The 705-nt window shown below is 65.5% G+C and carries 1 protein-coding gene; it reads left to right on the plus strand.

Translation table 11 applies throughout. From position 1 onward, the window contains the following. Nucleotides 1-158: 158 nt before the first annotated feature. Nucleotides 159-701 carry a hypothetical protein gene (locus tag MJ783_RS15750; RefSeq protein WP_239311199.1) on the plus strand — a complete coding sequence of 181 codons (543 nt, stop codon included), beginning with the start codon at nt 159-161 and terminating at the stop codon, nt 699-701. Nucleotides 702-705 lie beyond the last annotated feature (4 nt).

Raw genomic sequence — 705 nt, forward strand, 5'->3', positions numbered from 1 at the left:
GGCTCGTCAGTCGCCACCCAACACCTCCGGCGCCTTCCTCCGCCGCCTTGCGATGCACGCACCCCAGCCCCGCTCCTTGGTCCACACCCCTATTGCCGGGCGCTCTTATCTGGGGCCTGTCGGACACCTCGTGCGTCGACCGGATATGCTTACCTATCGTGACCTGCATCGTCGGTCTTGAGCATGACGGCAGGGTGATCATCGGTGGTGACAGTGCCGGGGTGGCCGGCTACTCGATCACGATTCGCGCTGACACCAAGGTGTTCCACAACAGTGAGTTCATCATGGGCTTCACCTCCTCGTTCCGGATGGGCCAGCTGCTGCGGTACAGCCTGGTTCCGCCCCTGCCGCGCACCTGGGACATCGACCGGTTCATGGCCACCGACTTCATCTCCGCGGTGCGTGACTGCCTGCGTGAGGGTGGCTATTCCCGCAATGAGTCAGGCTCGGAGGAGGGCGGGGTGTTCCTGGTCGGTATCCGCGGACGTCTGTACCGCATCGACTCCGACTTCCAGATCGGGCGCAGCATCGACCTCTACGACGCGGTTGGCTGCGGCGAGGAGTTCGCGCTCGGCTCCTTGTTCAGCAGTGCGCATCTCGACCCGGAGGAACGGGTGGGGCTCGCGCTGGAGGCGGCCGCGCATCACTCCTCGGCGGTCTGCCCGCCCTTCCACCTGATGTCCAGCCCGAATCCCGGCTGATCCC

Source organism: Protofrankia sp. Cj3, from assembly GCF_917627355.1.
Taxonomy (GTDB): Bacteria; Actinomycetota; Actinomycetes; order Frankiales; family Frankiaceae; genus Protofrankia.